Origin of the sequence: Pelomicrobium sp. G1 (genome assembly GCF_051905455.1) — a bacterium.
Taxonomy (GTDB): Bacteria; Pseudomonadota; Gammaproteobacteria; order Burkholderiales; family UBA6910; genus Pelomicrobium.
Genome location: NZ_JBQACR010000404.1, coordinates 1 through 261 on the forward strand (window position 1 = coordinate 1; position 261 = coordinate 261).

At 54.4% G+C, this 261-nt stretch carries 1 pseudogene; it reads left to right on the top strand.

Features of this window, described 5'->3' with window-relative positions:
- A pseudogene (locus ACTFO6_RS19015) lies at window positions 1–192 on the top strand (hypothetical protein); the annotation flags it as partial.
- Window positions 193–261: the final 69 nt, after the last annotated feature.

Genomic DNA, 261 nt, shown 5'->3' on the forward strand with positions numbered 1-261 from the left:
GTGACCATCTATCGCACTCAACTCGACGGCGTTAACTCCCACTTCGAGTCTGGGCAAACCAGTCTGTTTGCGGTCGGGAAATACGAAGATCGGATCCGGTTGGGGAATGAAGCTGGACCGGCCAGGTTCTTAAGCCGCACCGTCCGCCTGGATACCAGGCAGCTCGATATCGGGTCGCATTATCCCTTTTGAACAACCGTGAAGGAATGAAACGAGGCGCAAATGGGATGGCAGAGATTGTGTGTGCTTGCTGAAATGCCG